This is a genomic window from Kitasatospora sp. NPDC059146, assembly GCF_042786665.1.
Lineage (GTDB): Bacteria > Actinomycetota > Actinomycetes > Streptomycetales > Streptomycetaceae > Kitasatospora.
On record NZ_JBHZCY010000008.1, the window covers coordinates 95,279 to 112,511 of the forward strand.

Annotated in this window: 19 protein-coding genes; 13 read left to right on the plus strand and 6 right to left on the minus strand. The window is 75.4% G+C overall.

Going from position 1 to position 17,233, the window contains the following annotated elements; genetic code table 11:
• Positions 1–31: 31 nt before the first annotated feature.
• The gene (locus tag ACFXPX_RS05545) at positions 32–967 is read left to right on the plus strand and encodes an alpha/beta hydrolase (RefSeq protein WP_380526449.1); all 936 of its coding nucleotides are present in this window, start codon (positions 32–34) and stop codon (positions 965–967) included.
• A gap of 59 nt (positions 968–1,026) precedes the next feature.
• Positions 1,027–2,328, plus strand: a complete 1,302-nt coding sequence (locus tag ACFXPX_RS05550) for a PLP-dependent aminotransferase family protein (RefSeq protein WP_380526476.1) — start codon at positions 1,027–1,029, stop codon at positions 2,326–2,328.
• A 79-nt stretch (positions 2,329–2,407) separates the two neighbouring features.
• On the opposite strand, the gene ACFXPX_RS05555 is transcribed toward ACFXPX_RS05550, so the two are convergent.
• From ACFXPX_RS05555 to ACFXPX_RS05570, 4 genes are all read right to left on the minus strand, one after another.
• Entirely contained in the window at positions 2,408–3,172 is a 765-nt protein-coding gene (locus ACFXPX_RS05555; RefSeq protein WP_375886935.1) for an ABC transporter permease, read from the minus strand.
• Between the two features lie 42 nt (positions 3,173–3,214).
• A complete protein-coding gene (locus tag ACFXPX_RS05560) occupies positions 3,215–4,189 on the minus strand; it encodes an ATP-binding cassette domain-containing protein (protein ID WP_375886937.1) in 975 nt (324 codons plus the stop codon).
• 161 nt (positions 4,190–4,350) lie between these two features.
• A complete protein-coding gene (locus ACFXPX_RS05565; protein WP_380639648.1) occupies positions 4,351–5,535 on the minus strand; it encodes a glycosyltransferase in 1,185 nt (394 codons plus the stop codon).
• A complete protein-coding gene (locus ACFXPX_RS05570; RefSeq protein ID WP_380639650.1) occupies positions 5,532–5,831 on the minus strand; it encodes a hypothetical protein in 300 nt (99 codons plus the stop codon). Before ACFXPX_RS05570 ends, ACFXPX_RS05565 begins: the two co-directional genes overlap by 4 nt.
• 232 nt (positions 5,832–6,063) lie before the next feature.
• On the opposite strand from ACFXPX_RS05570, the gene ACFXPX_RS05575 reads away from it, so the two are divergent.
• The 5 genes from ACFXPX_RS05575 to ACFXPX_RS05595 all read left to right on the plus strand — a co-directional run bounded on the left by ACFXPX_RS05575 (position 6,064) and on the right by ACFXPX_RS05595 (position 10,929).
• Positions 6,064–6,996, plus strand: a complete 933-nt coding sequence (locus ACFXPX_RS05575) for a 3-oxoacyl-[acyl-carrier-protein] synthase III C-terminal domain-containing protein (protein WP_375886944.1) — start codon at positions 6,064–6,066, stop codon at positions 6,994–6,996.
• Between the two features lie 92 nt (positions 6,997–7,088).
• Positions 7,089–7,379 (plus strand): phosphopantetheine-binding protein, encoded by a 291-nt coding sequence (locus ACFXPX_RS05580; RefSeq protein WP_375886946.1) that lies wholly within the window; start codon positions 7,089–7,091, stop codon positions 7,377–7,379.
• 4 nt (positions 7,380–7,383) lie between these two features.
• On the plus strand, positions 7,384–8,214 hold the full coding sequence (locus ACFXPX_RS05585; RefSeq protein ID WP_380639652.1) for a hypothetical protein: 831 nt from the start codon (positions 7,384–7,386) through the stop codon (positions 8,212–8,214).
• The gene (locus ACFXPX_RS05590; protein ID WP_380526459.1) at positions 8,211–8,888 is read left to right on the plus strand and encodes a 4'-phosphopantetheinyl transferase family protein; all 678 of its coding nucleotides are present in this window, start codon (positions 8,211–8,213) and stop codon (positions 8,886–8,888) included. The genes ACFXPX_RS05585 and ACFXPX_RS05590 overlap by 4 nt, the downstream gene beginning before the upstream one ends.
• A 100-nt stretch (positions 8,889–8,988) precedes the next feature.
• The gene (locus tag ACFXPX_RS05595) at positions 8,989–10,929 is read left to right on the plus strand and encodes a condensation domain-containing protein (RefSeq protein ID WP_380639654.1); all 1,941 of its coding nucleotides are present in this window, start codon (positions 8,989–8,991) and stop codon (positions 10,927–10,929) included.
• Between the two features lie 29 nt (positions 10,930–10,958).
• Here ACFXPX_RS05595 and ACFXPX_RS05600 read toward each other — a convergent pair whose 3' ends face one another.
• Both ACFXPX_RS05600 and ACFXPX_RS05605 read right to left on the minus strand, forming a co-directional pair.
• A complete protein-coding gene (locus tag ACFXPX_RS05600) occupies positions 10,959–11,627 on the minus strand; it encodes a hypothetical protein (protein WP_380526463.1) in 669 nt (222 codons plus the stop codon).
• A gap of 116 nt (positions 11,628–11,743) precedes the next feature.
• Positions 11,744–12,376, minus strand: coding sequence for an RNA polymerase sigma factor (locus tag ACFXPX_RS05605; protein ID WP_375886958.1), 633 nt, complete (start codon positions 12,374–12,376; stop codon positions 11,744–11,746).
• 223 nt (positions 12,377–12,599) lie between these two features.
• Here ACFXPX_RS05605 and ACFXPX_RS05610 point away from each other — a divergent pair, with 223 nt between their 5' ends.
• The 6 genes from ACFXPX_RS05610 (at position 12,600) to ACFXPX_RS05635 (ending at position 17,227) form a co-directional block, all read left to right on the plus strand.
• Positions 12,600–13,403, plus strand: coding sequence for an SAM-dependent methyltransferase (locus tag ACFXPX_RS05610; protein ID WP_380592062.1), 804 nt, complete (start codon positions 12,600–12,602; stop codon positions 13,401–13,403).
• A gap of 177 nt (positions 13,404–13,580) precedes the next feature.
• Positions 13,581–14,468 carry a hypothetical protein gene (locus ACFXPX_RS05615; protein WP_380639656.1) on the plus strand — a complete coding sequence of 296 codons (888 nt, stop codon included), beginning with the start codon at positions 13,581–13,583 and terminating at the stop codon, positions 14,466–14,468.
• A 94-nt stretch (positions 14,469–14,562) separates the two neighbouring features.
• A complete protein-coding gene (locus ACFXPX_RS05620) occupies positions 14,563–15,354 on the plus strand; it encodes an SDR family NAD(P)-dependent oxidoreductase (RefSeq protein WP_380639658.1) in 792 nt (263 codons plus the stop codon).
• A complete protein-coding gene (locus tag ACFXPX_RS05625; protein ID WP_380639660.1) occupies positions 15,351–16,130 on the plus strand; it encodes a polysaccharide deacetylase family protein in 780 nt (259 codons plus the stop codon). The genes ACFXPX_RS05620 and ACFXPX_RS05625 overlap by 4 nt, the downstream gene beginning before the upstream one ends.
• A gap of 65 nt (positions 16,131–16,195) precedes the next feature.
• On the plus strand, positions 16,196–16,387 hold the full coding sequence (locus ACFXPX_RS05630; protein WP_380526474.1) for a hypothetical protein: 192 nt from the start codon (positions 16,196–16,198) through the stop codon (positions 16,385–16,387).
• A gap of 564 nt (positions 16,388–16,951) precedes the next feature.
• On the plus strand, positions 16,952–17,227 hold the full coding sequence (locus tag ACFXPX_RS05635; RefSeq protein WP_380639662.1) for a hypothetical protein: 276 nt from the start codon (positions 16,952–16,954) through the stop codon (positions 17,225–17,227).
• Positions 17,228–17,233 lie beyond the last annotated feature (6 nt).

Sequence of the window (17,233 nt, forward strand, 5' to 3'; positions counted from 1 at the left end):
CCCGGCCGGGCCACCGAACGGACCGCCACCCATGCCCCTGCACCCCCAGGCCGAGGCCTACCGCGCCCACCGCGCGCGCAGCGGCGCACCGCCGCTCTACACCCTCACCCTCGCCGAGGCCCGCGCCGCCGACCTCGCCGACATCCGCGCCGCGTCCGGTACCCCCGAGCCGGTCGCCGCCGTCGAGGAGCACCGCATCCCCGGCCCCGGCGGCGAACTCGCCCTGCGGCTCTACCGGCCCGAGCCGCCCGGCCGCCCGCTGCCCGCCCTGCTCTACCTGTTCGGCGGCGGCTGGACGCTCGGCTCGGTCGACACCAGCGACGCGATCTGCCGCCGCCTCACCAACGCCGTCGGCTGCGTCACCGCCTCCGTCGGCTACCGCTCGGCCCCCGAGCACCCCTTCCCCGCCGCCCTGCACGACTGCCGCGCCGCCCTGGAGCAACTGGTCGCCGGGGCCGCGGACTTCGGCATCGACCCGGACCGCCTCGCGGTCGGCGGCGACAGCGCCGGCGGCAACCTCGCCGCCGCCCTGACCCTGCTGCTGCGCGCCGAGGGCGGCCCGACGCTGCGCCACCAGCTGCTGGTCTACCCCAACACCGACCACGCCGCCGACACCCCCTCGCTGCGCGAGCACGACGACCCGCTGCTGTTCAACCGCCGCTCGGCCGCCTGGTACTGGGGCCACTACCTGGCCGACCCGGCCGACGGCGCCTCCTCGTACGCCTCCCCGCTGCGCGCCGCCGACCTGTCCGGCCTGCCGCCCGCGACCGTCCTCACCGCCGAGTACGACCCGCTGCGCGACGAGGGCGAGCGGTACGCCGAGGCGCTCCGCGCGGCCGGGGTCCCGGTGGACCTGCGCCGCTACCAGGGCATGCCGCACGGCTTCTTCGCCATGACCGGCACCCTGGACGCCGCCGCCGAGGCCCAGGCCCACGCGGCCGCCCGCCTCCGGGAGGCCCTGCGGTGACCGACCACGACCCGACCGACCACGACCCGACCGGCGTCGACCGGATCGCTGACGGCACGATCGCCGACGACCCGACCGACCTGGCCCTCGCCGACCTGCACGGCTCGCTCGCCGACCCGCTGCTGGACGCGATGACCTTCCTCAACGAAGTCACCACCCGCTACCCCGGCGCCGTCTCCTTCGCCCCGGGCCGCCCCTACGAGGGCTTCTTCGAACCCGAGGACGTCCCCGCCTACCTGGACGGCTACCTCGACCACCTGGCCGACCGCGGCCTCGACCGCGACGCCGTGCGCACCGCGCTGTTCCAGTACGGCCCCACCAAGGGCATCATCGCCGACCTGGTCGCCCGCACCCTCGCCAACGACGAGGGCCTCACCGTCGACCCCGCGGCCGTGGTGCTCACCGTCGGCGCCCAGGAGGGCATGCTGCTGGCCCTGCGCGCCCTGTGCGCCGGCCCGCAGGACGTGCTGCTGGTCAGCTCGCCCTGCTACGTCGGCGTGACCGGGGCGGCCCGGCTGCTCGACCTGACCACCCGGCCGGTCCCCGAGGGCCCCGACGGCGGCCCCGACCCGGCGGCCGTCCGCGCCGCCGCCCGGGAGGTGCGGGCCGAGGGCCGCCGCCCGCGCGCCCTGTACGTCGTCCCGGACTTCGCCAACCCCTCGGGCACCAGCATGCCGGTCGCCGCCCGCACCCGGCTGCTGGACGCCGCCGCCGAGGAGGGCCTGCTGGTCGTCGAGGACAACCCGTACGGCTTCTTCGCCCGCACCCCGGGCCCGCGGCCCACCCTCAAGGCGCTGGACCGCCGCCGCCAGGTCGTCTACCTGGGTTCCTTCGCCAAGACCTGCTTCCCCGGGGCGCGGGTCGGCTACGTGGTCGCGGACCAGCGGGTGGCCGGCCCGGGCGGGCGCCGCAGTCTGCTGGCCGACGAACTGGCCAAGGTGAAGAGCATGACGACGGTCAACACCCCCGCGCTCAGCCAGGCCGTCATCGGCGGCATGCTGCTGGCCCACGACTGCAGCCTGCGGGCCGCCAACGCCCGTGCCACGGCCCACTACGCGGCCGGGATGGACACCCTGCTGCGGGAGCTGGACCGGCACTTCCCGGCCTCCGAGCGGCGCCGGCTGGGGGTGGACTGGAACCGGCCCGAGGGCGGCTTCTTCGCCGTGCTGACGGTGCCGTTCCGGGCCGACGACGCGGCCATGGAGCGCTGCGCCCGGGAGTTCGGGGTGCTCTGGACGCCGATGGCGCCGTTCTACCCGGCGGGCGGCGGCGAGCACCGGCTCCGGCTCTCGATCAGCTCGCTGACGCAGGCCCAGATCATCGACGGTGTCGCCAAGTTGGCGGAGTTCATCCGCTCCTGAGCGGGGCGGAGACGGCAGCGGGGCCCGGCTCGCGGGTGCGAGCCGGGCCCCTTCCGTACCTCCGGTCGGCGTACCCGCGTCAGCGCACCCGGGTGGAGAACAGCCGGGCCGACCAGTACACCGCCAGGACGGTCATCAGCACGACCACCAGCAGGCCCTGCCAGACCGCAGGGTCCCCGGCGTGCCCCGAGAACAGCGCGCGCATGCCCTCCACCGCCCAGTAGAAGGGGTTCCACCGGGCGAGCTGCTGTTGCCACTGCGGCGCCAGGGTGAGCGGCAGCAGCACCCCGGAGAGCAGCGCGATCGGCTGGGCGATGGTGTTCACCACCGGCGACATGGCGGCGTCGGTGGGCACCATCAGCGCGATCCCGTAGGAGATCGCGGAGGTCATCAGCGCCAGCAGGGCCAGCAGGACGTAGGCGAGCAGCAGGTTCAGCGGGCTGACCCGCAGGCCGAACGGCAGCGCGATCAGGGTGATCAGCACGGCCTGCACCAGCAGCGCCACCATCTCGCGCAGGGCCCGGCCGAGCAGCAGCGCCAGTCGGCTGACCGGGGTGACCCGGGAGCGCTCGATGATCCCGGCCCGCAGTTCGCCCAGCAGGCTGAAACCGGTGAACAGCCCGCCGAAGATGCACAGCACGGCCAACAGGCCCGGTACGTACACCTGGTAGGTGTCGGCGTAGCTGCCGGAGCCGTCCGGGGTGAGCACCTTCTTCAACAGCGGGGCGAACAGCACCAGGTAGAACAGCGGCTGGATGATGCCGACGGCGATCCAGATCGGGGTGCGGATCATGAGCAGCAGCTGGCGCTGGAGGATCAGCCAGGTGTCGCGGGCGAGCTTCACGGTCTCCCCAGGGGGTCGGGCAGGCAGGGCGGTGGGGCTGGATCAGGACTGCTGCAGCGAGCGGCCGGTGCGGGCCAGGAACACGTCGTCCAGGCTGGGCCGTTGGAGCTGCACGGTGCCGGGGGTGACGCCTGCCGCCTCCAGGGCGCGCAGCAGCCGCGGGATGGCGGCCGCGCCGTCCTCCAGGTAGAGCCGCAGCCCCTCGTCGCCGTTGGCCTCCAGCCGGTGCAGGTACGGCTGCGGGCGGAGCACCGCCGCGGCGCGTTCGGCGACGTCCTCGCCCGGGAGGAGCCCGAGCAGCACGACGTCGCCGGAGATCTCCCGCTTGAGCGCCTCGGGCGTGCCCTCGACCACCACCTGGCCGTGGTCGACGATGGCGACGCGGTCGCAGAGCGCGTCGGCCTCGTCCAGGTAGTGGGTGGTGACGACCACGGTCATGCCCTCGGTGCGCAGTCGGCGGATCTCCTCCCAGACGTACGCCCGGCTGGCCGGGTCCAGCCCGACCGTGGGCTCGTCCAGGAACAGCACCTGCGGCTGGTGGATGACCCCGAGGGCGATGTCCACCCGGCGGCGCTGGCCGCCGGAGTAGGTGGCGCACGGCCGGTCGCCGAAGTCGCCCAGGTCGAAGGCCTTGAGGGCGTCCTCGGCGGCCTGTACGGCCCGGGCCTTGCCCGCGCCGTACAGCCGGGACTGGAGCACCAGTTCCTCGCGGGCGCTGACGGTGTCGGTGGTGCCGCCGCCCTGGGCGACGTAGCCGATCCGGCGTCGGACCCCGGCGGGGTCGGTGAACAGGTCGGCCCCGGCGATGGTGGCCCGTCCGCCGTCGGGGCGGATCAGGGTGGCCAGCATGCGCAGGGTGGTGGTCTTCCCGGCGCCGTTGGGGCCGAGGAAACCGTAGATCTCGCCGGCGGCGACGGACAGGTCGATGCCGCGCACGGCGTCGACGGTGGAGTCCTCGCCGCTTCGGCGGGAGGTCTTCTTGCGGTAGGACTTGCGCAGTCCCGCGGTCTCGATCAACCGGAACTCCCGTACGGGGATGGGCTGCCACGGCACCCGGGAAAGGGCGGGCTCGGCGCCTGGGAAAGGCGGTGTTGCTGCGACACCCTAGAGGCGGACCAGGCCCGGAGACAATGGCCTAGACCAATGGACGTGTGATCACCTGTTCTGCTAAGGGGCGGTCACGGGGCGGTCACCGGGGGCTGAGGCCGAGGGCCCAGCGCCTCCAGCCGGTCCGCAGCCGCCGTCGCGCCGCCGCCCGCCAGCAGGTCCCGGCCGACCTGAACCGCGCGGCCCCGGTGCTCCGTGGAGTCGAGTACGGCGGTGAGCGCCGCCGCCAGCCGCTCGGGCGTGACCCGGGCGAACGGCACCCGCAGGCCCGCCCCGGCCGCCGCCACCTGCGCGGCGACGAAGGGCTGGTCGTGCCGGATCGGCGCGGTCACCAGCGGTACCCCGTGCGCCAGCGCCTCGCCCACGGTGTTCATCCCGCCGTGGCAGAGCACCGCGTCCAGCTCGCCGCGTGCCAGCAGCTCCAGCACCGGCGCCCGGTCCACCGCCACCGCGTGCGGGGGGAGTTCGGACGGCGGGGGCAGCAGCTCGCGCGGCGCCGCGAACACCGGCTGCACCTGCGGGCCGCACAGCTCCAGCGCCCGGACGGCCCGGGCGAGGAAGTCGGCGCCCAGCTCTCCGGCCAGCGTGCCCATGGTGACCAGCACCCGCCGCCGCCCGGGCAGCAGCCGCTGCCAGGGGAAGTCCGGATCGTGCGGGCGCGGCGCGAGCACCGGCCCGACCTGCGCGTGGTGCGGCGGCGCGGCGCTCCCGGTCAGCGCCGGCCCGGTGGTGGCCAGCACCAGGGCGGGGGAGAAGCGCGGGTCCAGGTACTCCTCGGCGGGCAGCCCGGCCCGCTCCCACAGGCCGCGCAGCAGCCCGGTCATCCAGGCCTCGACCTGCGGCAACGCCCGGTAGGGGTGGCCCAGTTCCATCGCCCCGGGCGCGAAGGACGCCCACGGCAGGCCGTGCCGGTGCGCGACCAGGGCGCCCGCCGGGGTGTGCTGGTCGACCAGCAGCACGTCCGGCCGGTACTCCCGCACGAGGGTGTCCAGCGGCTTCGCGGTGAACCGGGCGTACGGGACGATGAAGCCCTCCCAGAGCGAGCGCAGCGCCGCCAGGCCGTGCCCGCCCTGGGCCCGGAAGGCCCGGGTGCCGGTGCCGAGCACCCGCGCGTCCGGGCCGAGCAGCGGGCGCAGCACCGACTCCGTGCCGGTCCAGGCGACTTCGTGACCGCGTGCGGTCAGTTCGGCGGCGATGCCCGCGGCTGGGTTGACGTGTCCGGTGAGCGGTGGCATCACCAGCAGGAACCGGGTCATCGGCGGTCCTCCTCGGGGAGCAGGGCCTGGAGGTCGGCGACGGTCAGCGCCTCCAGGGCGGCCAGGTCCAGTCCGGCCCGCAGGGCGGCCAGGTCGGCGGCGGGGCCGAAGCGTGCGGGCAGCCGGACGGCCAGCTCGGCGAGTTCGCACTCGTCCAGCAGCAGGTCGCCGTCCAGGCGGGCGTGCGGGGCCAGCCGGTCCGCCCAGGCGGGCGGCGCGCCGGCCACCTCGGCCAGCAGGGCGGCCAACACCCGGTTCAACGGCTCTGCGGGGAGGGCTGGTTCACGGTCTGACATGGGAGGTTCTCCCGTCCGGTCGACGGTGCGGAGTGGCGTGCGGAGTGGTGTGCGGGGTGACGTGCGCAGTGGCGGTGCGGAGTGGGGTGGCGCGGCGGCCCCGGTGGAGCGGCCCGCGCGTGGCGCGGGGGGCCGGGGAGGGCGGCTCCGAGGGCGCCCGAGGAGGCGGTCGCGCAGGAGAAGCGCCCGAGATCACTTGTGCGACCAGGCGGGCGTCGGAATACTAGCCCGGGTGACCGCACTGGAGGCAGTGGCCGTTCACCTCCCCCCACACGCCGTGCCCATCGAGGCGGTGGGCGAGCGCATCGGCCTGACCCCACGTCAACTCCGTCTCTTCCGCCGCTTCCACGGCCTGGACCAGCTGCGGCTGGATCCGGGCGGGACGCTGCCCGACCTGCTCGACGCAACCCTCGACGACCTGCCGGAGCTGCGCGGACGCGAACAGCACGTCCGCTTCGTGATCCACGCCCGCAGCATGCCGGTGGCCGTGCCCTACCCGCTCAACCCCCTGCACGAGGTGCTCGCCGGCCGTGGGCTGGCGCACGCGAGCGCCTTCACGGTGACCCACCACGCCTGCGCGGTGGGCCTGTTGGCCATCGACCTGGCGGGCCGACTGCTGGCCGGCGATCCCGACCCGCAGGCCCTCGCCCTGGTGCTGGCGGGGGAGAAGACCTTCACCAAGGACGCCCAGGTGGTGCCGGAGACCGGGATCTTCGCCGAGGGCGCGGCCGCCTGCCTGGTCAGCGCGGACGGGCCGCAGCACCGGGTGCGCTCCTTCGCGGTGCGCCAGCGCCCGGAGTTCGACGGCCGGCTGGCCGAGGACGCGGAGCTGCTCGCCCGCTACCAGCGGGAGTACCCGAACGTCATGGTGGAGGCGATCGAGGCCGCCCTCCAGCAGGCCGGTCTGGACCTCTCCGACCTGGCCGCGGTGCTTCCGCACAACGTCAACCAGGCGTCGTGGCGGATGATAGCGCGGCGGATCGGCTATCCGCTCGACCAGGTGGTGCTGGACAACGTGCTGTCGGTCGGGCACAGTTTCGCTGCGGACAGCCTCATCAATCTTCACACCGCCACCACGCGGGGGCTGATCCGCCGCGGCGACCACTACCTGATCGCCGCCGCCGGTATCGGGGCCACCTTCTCCGCGATGGTGATGCAGTACTGACGCTCCGTCAGTCGACCGCTCGAACCACCGGGCGCGTTTCCCACGTTGTCAATCCAGAGCACACTTCCCACGCACGACGGGACGGGACACCCATGTCAGAATCACTGGTCCAGACCACTGACCCCGAGCTGCGCGAGCGGATCCTGCACGGCATCGGCGAACTCCTGCCACGCGTGCTCAAGCGCGAGCTGCCCGAGATCCCCGCGGACGCCTGCCTGTTCGACGACCTCGGCCTCACCTCGGCCGGCACCATCGAGCTCATCCTGGAGCTGGAGGAGTCGCTCGACATCCAGGTGGACGTGGAGCAGATCACCGAGGACGACCTTCGGTCGGTCACCAAGCTGGCCGACTACGTCGCCGGGCACCTCATCGCCGAGGACTGACCGGGTGCCCGTCGGTCCCCCCGGTTCCCCTGTCGGCCCTGCCGCTCCGACCGGTGCGCCCGCCCCGGCCGGACTGCGGATCACCCGGGTCCTCGCCCGGTGCTCCGACGGCCGTTCGGAGGCCTCGCTCGACCCCGACCTGCGGGTCTTCGTCTCGGACCTGGTCCGCCCGTACGGCCTGCCGCTGCGCGAGGACCTGCTGCGCGAGGGCGTCGGCCACTCCTACGAGGAACTGGCCGCCGGGCTGCTGCGCGAGGCGGTGGGCGAGGACGAGCCGGTGGACCTGCTGATCCTCGCCTTCGACACCCCGGACGTGCGCCCCGGCGCACCGTCCTCGCTCGCGCTCAGCCGGTCCGTCCCCGGCGGGCCGCTGGCCTTCGCGGTCTGCGACCAGGGCAGCGCCGCGGCCTTCACCGCCCTGCGGCTGGCCGCCGAGTACCACCGCACCGGAGCCTGCCGCCGGGCGGTGGTGGTGCTCGCCGAACAGACCGCGCTGCACTACGAGCCGGCCGAGCCGGTGGCGCTGCCCCGGCGGCACGCCGTGGTGGTGCTGGTCTGCGAGGAGGAACCGGGCGAGGGACTGACCGTGCGGCAGCAGCACCACCCCGCCGACCGCCCGGCGTCCGCCGTCCGGGCCCGGACGGCGGAGCTGGGCCCCGGGGCGGCGGTGCTGGACGCGACCGGCACCGCCGACGGGCCCGCCGCGCAGCCGTTCACCGGCCCGTGGGCGGAGCTCGCCGAGCGGCTGCCCGAGTGGCGGGCGCAGCGGCGCCCGCTGCTGGTCGCCGGGCTGGACCGCCGGCTCGGGGTGCTGAGCACCCTGGCCCAGCCGTGACCGCCGTCGACCTGCGGCTGATCGACGCCGATCAGCCGGCCGAGGTGGTCGCCCGGCTGTGGCGGACGCTGGACGCGGAGGAACGGGCCCGCGCGGTGCGGGCGGACGCCGTGCGGCGGAGCCGGTTCACCGTGGTGCGCGGCGCCGTCCGGGAGCTGGTCGCCGAGCGGCTCGGCATCCGCCCGGCCGAGGTGGTCTGGCGGCGGGGCCGGCACGGCAAGCCGGAGCCGGTGGGCGCGGGCGGGTTACGGGTGAACTGGTCGGCCGCGGAGTCGCTGGCGGTGCTGGCCCTGGCCGAGGGCCGGGCGGTCGGCGTCGACGTGGAGCGGCTGCGGGAGGCCCGGCTCGCCGAGCGGATGGCGGCCCGCTGGTTCCCCTTCGAGGAGGCGCGCTTCGTCGCGGAGGCGGCCGAGCCCGCCGAGCGGGCGGCCCGGTTCACCGTGCTCTGGTGTCGCCGGGAGGCTTGCGTGAAGGCGTACGGCGGGCGGCTGGTCCAGGCGCTCGGGGTGTCCGTGGCGGGCCCCTCCCCGCTGTCGGTGGCGGATCCCGGCCCGCTCGGGGCCGGTCCGGTGGGGCTGCGCGACGTGTCCGTCCCGGAGCCGTACCGGGCTGCCGTCGCTCTGCTCGGAGACTGTCCTGATCAGGTCAACTCCCTTTTCTGGTCAGCGAGTTGATTGACCGTCGGCTCGCCTGGACGATCACCGGCGGCCGCTGGTAGCGTCCGCCCGTACTCCCCGCTGAGACCTTCCCGGCGAGCCGAAGGGCACGTACGACGTGACTGCGCACCACGCTGCACCGCGAGCTGCCGACCCGCACGAGACCGACCCGCACCAGACCGACCCGCACGACGCCGATCCGCACGACGCCGACCCGTACGAGGCGGCACCGCACGGCCCGGCCCGGGCGCACCGGCGGATCACCGTCCGCTTCGCCGCGACGACCGGCGGCTCGGGGCCGCTCACCCGGGGCCAGGACAACATGATCCGGTGCATCCGGCGCGACGCCCCCGAGGCGATCAACAAGGAGTCGGTCTGGCCCGTGCCGCCCGGCGCCTCGCTCGCCGCCGGCCTGGACGCGCTGCGGCTGCTGGTCGAGCGGCACGAGTCGCTGCGCACCTCCTTCCCGCCTGGCCCCGGTCCGGACGCCTTCCCGGTGAGCCAGGTGGTGCGCGGGGACGGCCGGTTCGCCGTCACCGCGGTCGAGGCGGGTGGTCTGGATGTCCGTGAACTCGACGCACTGGCAGCTGAGTTGGGTCAGGCCGACGTCGCGGTGCCGGTCCCTCTGGACATCGTGCCGAGGATCCGCTTCACCCTGCTCGTCGACGGGCAGCGGCTGCTCCGGCTGATCGCCGTGGTCTGCCACGCCGGTGCCGACGGCGCGGCCACCGCGCTGCTGATCCAGGACTGGTACGCCCTCGCGGCCGGGAAGGAGCTCCCGCCCGTCAGCGCCCCGACGCCGATCCAGATCGCCGCCGCCGAACAGAGCCCGCAGGGCCGCCGCCGGGCGGCCGGTGCGTTGCGGCACTGGGCCCGGGTGCTGGGCAGCGGCCCGCAGGTGGTGTTCGCCGACTCCCGGATCACCGGCCCGCCGAGCGGCCCCGCCGCCCTGATGGTGCGCTCCCGCACCGCGGCCGCCGACCTCGCCGCGGTCTGCCGCCGCACCGGCGCGAGCCCCTCCGTCGTCCTGCTCGCCGCCTTCTCCGCCCTGGTCGCCCAGCGGGCCGGGCGTGCGGAGCTGGCCGTCTCGGCGCTCTCCGCCAACCGCCAGCGCGCCGCGCTGCTCGACCACGTCGGCACCCTCGCCCAGGACGCCCTGATCCTGCTCGACACCGGCACCGCCGACCTCGACCAGCTGATCGGGCGCACCAAGTCGGCCTCGCTGAGCGCCTACTGGCACAGCGTGCTGGACGCCGAGCAGGTCTGGCAGCTGGTGGAGGACGCCGCACACGTGCGCGGCTCCCGGTTCGCCCGCCAGGTGGTCGTCAACGACCTGAGCCTCACCATCCCGGCCGCCGTCGCCGACGCCCAGCCGGCCGCCACCGCCGACCCCGAACTCACCCCGCTGCCGGCCCCGCCGCTGCCCGTCCGGCTGATGTTCACCATCCTGCGGATCGCCGGGAGCCTCGACTTCGCCCTGATCTCCTGCCCCCAGGTGCTCGACCCCGAGGAGACCGAGCGCTTCGCCCGGGCCCTGCTCGACCTGCTCGCGAAGGCCGCCGTGGGGCCCGTCCCGCTCGCCGAGCTGCACGCGGCCCCCGGTCCGCCCGCTGCTGCTGCTGCTGCTGCTGCTGCTGCCGGCGGCGACGCGAGCGGCGGTGACTGGCAACTCGTCGACGGGGCCCGGATCGACCTGGCGGCCGTCCGCGGCCTGGTCGGTGCCGCACTCGACACCGCCCTGGACACTGCCCTGGACACCGGCCTGGACACCGGCCCGGACACCGGACCCGGCGGCGGCCCCGACCCCGCTCCGGCCTTCCGCCCCGACTGTCGGGTCACCGTCGAGGACGGCAGGTTGACCGTCGACCTGACCACCGCCGACCCCCACCTGACCCCCGCCGACGTGCACCGCGCGGTGGTCGCCGCGCTCCCCGGCCGGGACACCGCGATGGCGCCGCAGCACTACCGGATCCACCACCTCGGCCCGGACGGCGAGCGGCTCGCCTCGGGCAGCGGCCGTGACCCGGAGGTCGTCGCCCGGTTCTCGGCACTCACCTGAACGTGGGACCGCGGGGCCGCCGGGGGTCGTCACCCCAACGGGTCCCGTCGGTCCTGCGGTTCCTCCTCGCCGAATGCCCGGGAGAGGTCCCAGGAGCACGCCGAGGTCGCGCCGGAGGTGAGCCCCCACGGGTTCGGCACCTCCTCCTCGTCCCCGTCCTGCAACGGCAGCCGGTCGATCACCGCGACCAGCGCGGGCGGCAGTTGCGGGGCCAGCCCCCGGTGCACCCGGGCGAGGATGTCCCGCCGCGCGTCCTCCGGCAGCAGCGGCCGGCTCATCCGCAACGGCCTTGGCCCGGGCGGGCGTTCGGTCGTCGACAGTTGTTCGGACCAGGCCCGCCAGTAGTCGGCGTCGTCGGTCTCGCCGAGCATCAGGTGGTGCAGGTGGAGGCAGTACGCGGCCGTCCCGCTGCCCGAGCCGGCCGCGAAGCGCCACCAGAACTCGGCGCCCTCCTCCTTGCCGGTGGCGTACAGCAGGGCGCCGAACACCTCGGCCCCCTCGGGCTGGATCCGGCGGGCGTTGACCAGCAGGTCCAGCCCGCGGGAGGCACAGGGCGCACCCAGCACCAGGGCGACCACCAGGCCGAGTTCGAAGGCGGCCTGCTCGTGCTCGGTGGGCAGGTGGGCCGGTGCGGCGGTGATCCGGGCCTGCCGCAGGGCCGCGATCCGCTCGGCGTGGGCACGTTCGGACCGGGGCACGTGGAACACCGCGCGCCCCCCGTCTGCCGCACGCTCCCCGCTCACCCCGTCGGCCGCACCCGCCCCGTCCCCACGTCGCTCCACCCCGTCCCGACGTCGCTCCACCCCGTCGGCGTTCACGCTTCGCCGCCGCGGTCCGGCAGTTCACCCACCCCGAGCCGGCGGGCCAACCGCTCCCGGGCGTGCCGCAGGTTGGAGTGCACCGTGGCCACCGGCCGTCCCAGGTAGGCCGCGATCACCTTGGCGTGCAGGCCCAGCAGGTAGCGCAGGATCACCACGTCCCGCTGCCGGTCCGGCAGTTCGAGGATCGCCGCGTACAGCCGTACCTCGTCCGCCTCGCTGTGCAGCAGCCCGTCGGCGACCTGCTTGAACGCCCCGATCACCGCCGCGAAGGTGACCGCCTCCACCTCGACCGGCTCCTCGGCCGACACCCAGTCCCCGACGTGCCGGTTCGCCAACCGCCAGGCGTACGCGGCCGGTTCCTCGAACCGCAGCACCTGGGGCCAGCAGCGGGCCAGGTCGGCCTTGACCGCCTCGACCACCAGTACGGCGTCGGTCTGGCTGCCTATCCTGGTCAACGCGAGGGCGTGCCAGGCGGGTTCGTGGGTCTCGCAGAAGGCGGCGTAGGTGAGGTCCAGTCGCAGGCCCGGCTCCATCACCGCCATCCGCTCCACCCCTGCGGCACCGGCGTGCTCCACTGCCGTCCCGCCCCGGTACCCGCGCGCGGGGGCACCCCTGTCGATCGTCATCGAGCCTGCTTTCCGTGGCCGTCGGCTGCGCACCGGGCCACCCGAGGGTCGGGCTGTCCGCGCCCATCCTCATTCCATCAGGCCCGTCACTCCAGGCTGCAAAGCGAATACAGATTGTCATCCCATCCGATTCCATGCGAATTCGGGCCGGCCGAGGGACGATTGGCCCCCGGACGCGGTGGGCAGCAATCGGACGGTGTCCACGGAGCCGAGGGGGAGGGCCATGAGCCTCTACGACGGGGTCGACCTGCGGCTGAACGTGCCGCACTCGGCCCGGATGTACGACTACTACCTGGGCGGCTTCACCAACTTCGCCGCCGACCGCGAGGCCGCCGGCCACGTCCTCGCCATCGCCCCCTGGCTGCGCGACGCCGCCCGCGCCAACCGCTCCTTCGTGCACCGCTCCACCCGCGCCCTCGCCCAGGCGGGCATCGACCAGTTCCTGGACATCGGCACCGGCATCCCGACCTCGCCCAACCTCCACGAGGTCGCCCAGAGCGTCCGGCCCGGGGCCAGGGTCGTCTACGCCGACAACGACCCCATCGTCCTCACCCACGCCCAGGCCCTGCTCACCGGCACCCCCGAGGGCCGAACCGCCTACGTCGAGGCCGACGTCACCGACCCGGACAGCCTGCTCGCCGCACCCGGCCTGCGCGAGACCATCGACCTCACCCGCCCGGTCGCGCTCTCCCTCAACGCGCTGCTTCACTTCGTCCCCGACGCCCACGGCGCCCATGAGCTGGTCGACCGCCTCAAGTCCGTCCTCGCCCCCGGCAGCGCCCTGGTGATGACCCACGTCACGCCCGATTTCGCGCCCGAGGAGATCCGCCGGATCGTCGGCATCTACCAGGCCGCCGGCACCGCCGCCCAGGCCCGCACCCACGCCGAGTTCGTCCGCTTCTTCGACGGCTGGACCCTCCTCGAACCCGGCGTCGTCCCCACTCCGCACTGGCGGCCCCAGTCCGACGAACCGGCCGTCTCGGCCTCCGACGCCACCGCCTACGCGGGCGTGGCGCTGCGGCCCTGATCCCACGGTTCCGGTCCGCCGACGCGCACCCGTCCCGGGACGGACGCGCGTCGGCCCGGGGCGAGCCGGGAAGAACCGGCGTGAACCGGGACGGTCGGGACGCCGCCCACCCGTGCACCCCCGCCGCGCCGGGCCCAGACTGAGTGGTGAACCGCTGCCGCCCCGCGAGGGAGACGCATGCTGCTGGGACTCACCACCGCGCTGGTCGCCACCGTCTGCTTCGGCTTCGGGGCGGTGTTCCAGGCGCGCGGGGCGCGGTCGGCGCCGCGCGCGGACCGGGTGCGGGCGGGCCTGCTGGCCGCGCTGCTGCGGTCCTGGCAGTTCATCCTCGGGACGCTCCTGGACATCCTCGGCTTCGTGCTGAGCATCGTCGCCCTGCGCAGTCTCCCGCTGTTCCTGGTGCAGGCCGTCACCAACGCGAGCCTCGCCGTCACCGCCCTGGCCGCCGTCTGGCTGCTGGGCGCACGGCTGCGCCGCAGCGACGCGGCGGGCATCGCCGCCGTCGTGGTGGGCCTCGGCCTGCTGGCCCTGGGCTCCGGCAAGGAGGGCCAGGAGTACGCCCCGGCGGCCTTCCACTGGGCGCTGCTGGCGACCACCGCCGTGATGCTGCTCGCCACCCTGGTCCTGGTCCGCCGGGAGGGCACCCCGGCCGCGGCCGGCCTCGGCCTGCTGGCGGGCGTCGGCTTCGGGATCACCAGCCTCGCCGTGCGGGTCCTGGACGCCTCCACGCTCACCGCCGTGCTCACCGATCCGGCCGCGTACGCCCTGGCGGTCGGCGGACTGGGCGGCTACCTGGCGTACGCGCTGGCCCTGCAGCGCGGCACGGTGACGGCGGCGACGGCGGCCGGGACGGTGGCCGAGACCTTCGGCCCGGCCCTGGTCGGGGTGGTGTCGCTGGGGGACTCCGCGCGCCCCGGCTTCGCCTGGTGCGCGCTGACGGGCTTCGCGGTCGCGGTGGGCGGCACCTTCCTGCTGTCCCGCTTCGGCGAACTGGAGGGCGGCCCGGCCGAACTGTCGGCCCCGCACCCGGACGCCGAGGCCCAGCCGGCCGTACCGCCCCGGTAGCCCGGACGGCTCCTCCGTGCGAAGGTGACGTGCCGGACAAAACGGACGGCAGAACGCCCACGGACCCGGCAGGTGCGCGATGACGGAGGAAGCCGTGACGTCGGAGGACGCCCAGGCCCGGCCCCGGCGCTCGGGGTCGACCGACCGCCCCGTCGCCCTGATCACCGGCGCCTCCTCGGGCATCGGCCTGGCCACCGCCACCCGACTGGCCGACGCGAACTGGCGGACCCTGCTCTCCGGCACCGACCGCACCCGCCTGGACGCCCTCGCCGAACGCACCGGCAGCGTCGCCCTCCCCGAGGACCTGAACAAGCCGGACGGCGCCGCCCGCCTCGCCGAGGCCGCGCTCGCCGCCGCCGGGCGGGTGGACGTCCTGGTCGCCAGCGCCGGCCTCGGCTGGCGCGGCCCGTTCGCCGACACCCCGTCCGACACCCTCGACCGGATGATCGAGGTCAACCTGGCCGCCCCGCTGCGGCTGATCCGGCTGCTGCTGCCCGGGATGCTGGAGCGCCGGCACGGCCGGATCGTGCTGCTCGGCTCGATGGCGGGCCAGGTCGGCGTGCGCGACGAGTCCGGCTACTCGGCCACCAAGGGCGGACTGACGATGTTCGCCGAGAGCCTCTGGTACGAACTGCGCGGTACCGGGGTCGGCGTCCGCCTCGTCCTGCCCGGCGCGGTGGACACCCCGTTCTTCGACCGCCGCGGCACCCCGTACCAGCGCGAACGCCCGCGCCCGGTCTCGGCGGAGCGGGTCGCGGACACCGTGGTCGCGACCATCACCACCGAGCGGGACCGCCTCTACGTCCCGCACTGGCTCGGCTTCCCGGCCCGGATCCACGGGGTCGCGCCCGGCGTGTTCCGCCGGATGGCCGCCCGCTTCGGGTGAGCCCCCCGGCTCCGCCGGCCCCCCTGGCGCCCCTGGCCCGTCGGGCGGGCACCGGCCTCGCCCTCGCGGCCGGCCTGGAGTTCCTCCACCTCGCCCCGGCAGCGGTCCGCCTCCCGCCGCTGCGCCGCACCCTGGCCCGCCGCACCGCCGGGTACGGCACCGCCCCGGGCCACCTCGCCCTCACCTTCGACGACGGCCCCGACCCGCGCAGCACCCCGTACGTCCTGGACGCCCTCGACGCCCTCGGCGCCCGCGCGACCTTCTTCCTGCTCGGCGGGATGCTGGAACGGGCCCCGGACCTCGGCCGGGACCTGGTGCTGCGCGGCCACGAGGTGGCCGTGCACGGCTGGCACCACCGGCAGCAGTGGTACCCGGCCCCGGCCCGCGACCTGCGCGAACTGCGCCGCGCCGCCGAGGCGGTGACCGACCTGTGCGGCGTCCGCCCGCACTGGTACCGCCCGCCGTACGGCGTACTGACGGCCGGTCCGGCGCTGGCCGCCCGCCGGCTGGGCCTGCGCACCGTGCTGTGGACGGTCTGGGGGCGGGACTGGACGGCCGAGGCCACCGGCGAGTCCGTCTACGCCACCGCCCGCCCCGGCCTCACCGCCGGCGCCACCCTCCTGCTGCACGACTCCGACTGCACCTCCGCCCCGGACTCCTGGCGCGCCACCCTGGCCGCCCTCCCGCTGATCGCCGCCCACTGCCGCGCCCGCGCCCTGACCCTCGGCCCGCTGCGGGACCACGCCGTCCCACCCCTTGCCCACGGCGCACGGTAGTTGGGACCATCGACGAGGTCGCGCCCACCACGGGGGCGGGCGCGCCGACAACGGGGGAGGCAGCCATGCCCGACTGGTCAGGCGGACTGGCGCACGCGATCGCGGCGGCCGGCATCGTCACGGCGGCCCTGAGCGGAGCCGTCGCGCCGGACGCCGACGCCCAGGCGGGCCCGGACCGCTACGGCACCGCCACCGTCACCGTCCAGGGCGCCCAGGACATCCGGGACACCCAGGGCCCGACCTACATCCCGGCCTAGGGTCCGCGCCCGGAAGCCCCCGGGGCCCCCGGAAGCGCCTGGACCAGGGCCTTGCCGACGCTTTACCCTCCCGTGAAGCCGTCCGACCGCACCCGATGCGGTCGGCAATTCCAGGTGGGGGTCGGAGAGTTGTCGAAGCGGGTCGGTATCCGTGTCGGGCCGGCGGCCCTGGCGTCCGTGCTGCCGGTGGCGGTCGCGGGGGTGCTCGTTGCGGGGGCGCTCGTCTCGGGTTGCTCGTCGGCCGGCGGGGACGGTCCGGCCGCGACCGCCCCGACCCCGGCCCGACTGCGCTCGGACACCGAGCCGTTGCAGCGCCGCTTCCCGGAGCTAGGGCCTGTCCGGCGGATCTTGCCAGGCGCGCGACGCCGGGCACCCCGCCTGGACGCACGCCCGAATCGCCCAAGTACGTCCAGTACGAGGCCGACTCGGGCGCACGCCCAGCCGGGCGCCCAACGCCGCGCGCTGATCTGCCAAGATCCGCCGGACAGGCCCTAGGCCCGCTGTCCGGGGCGACGTGGGTCGGCGCGGTGCTGGGCGGCGGTACCGGGCCCGACCGATGTGCGCGTGGACGGCTTCGCGGGGATCGAGCCCGCCACGCTCGCCGCGATCACCGGGAGCGGGAGCGGGGGCGGCAGCTGGCAGCCTGGGCCGCTCGGCTGCCCGGGTCTCCCGGACGTGCTGGAAAGGGAGTTGGGCGACGGCCGGCAGGCGACCTGGCTGCACAGCGAGGACTACGACCGCTCGGTCACCCACGGCCGGTACACCGGGTCGTTCTTCTTCGACCGGGAGCGCAGCCGGGTCTTCTTCTGCACGGTGAACCCCGAGGCCCACGGCGGCTGAGGGCCG

Excerpts from the sequence above, each read along its gene's own strand:
- ACFXPX_RS05545 (WP_380526449.1), top strand. The coding sequence starts at position 32 with ATGCCCCTGCACCCCCAGGCCGAGGCCTACCGCGCCCACCGCGCGCGC.
- ACFXPX_RS05565 (WP_380639648.1), bottom strand. The coding sequence starts at position 5,535 with ATGACCCGGTTCCTGCTGGTGATGCCACCGCTCACCGGACACGTCAAC.
- ACFXPX_RS05570 (WP_380639650.1), bottom strand. The coding sequence starts at position 5,831 with ATGTCAGACCGTGAACCAGCCCTCCCCGCAGAGCCGTTGAACCGGGTG.
- ACFXPX_RS05580 (WP_375886946.1), top strand. The coding sequence starts at position 7,089 with ATGTCAGAATCACTGGTCCAGACCACTGACCCCGAGCTGCGCGAGCGG.
- ACFXPX_RS05605 (WP_375886958.1), bottom strand. The coding sequence starts at position 12,376 with ATGACGATCGACAGGGGTGCCCCCGCGCGCGGGTACCGGGGCGGGACG.
- ACFXPX_RS05610 (WP_380592062.1), top strand. The coding sequence starts at position 12,600 with ATGAGCCTCTACGACGGGGTCGACCTGCGGCTGAACGTGCCGCACTCG.
- ACFXPX_RS05615 (WP_380639656.1), top strand. The coding sequence starts at position 13,581 with ATGCTGCTGGGACTCACCACCGCGCTGGTCGCCACCGTCTGCTTCGGC.
- ACFXPX_RS05630 (WP_380526474.1), top strand. The coding sequence starts at position 16,196 with ATGCCCGACTGGTCAGGCGGACTGGCGCACGCGATCGCGGCGGCCGGC.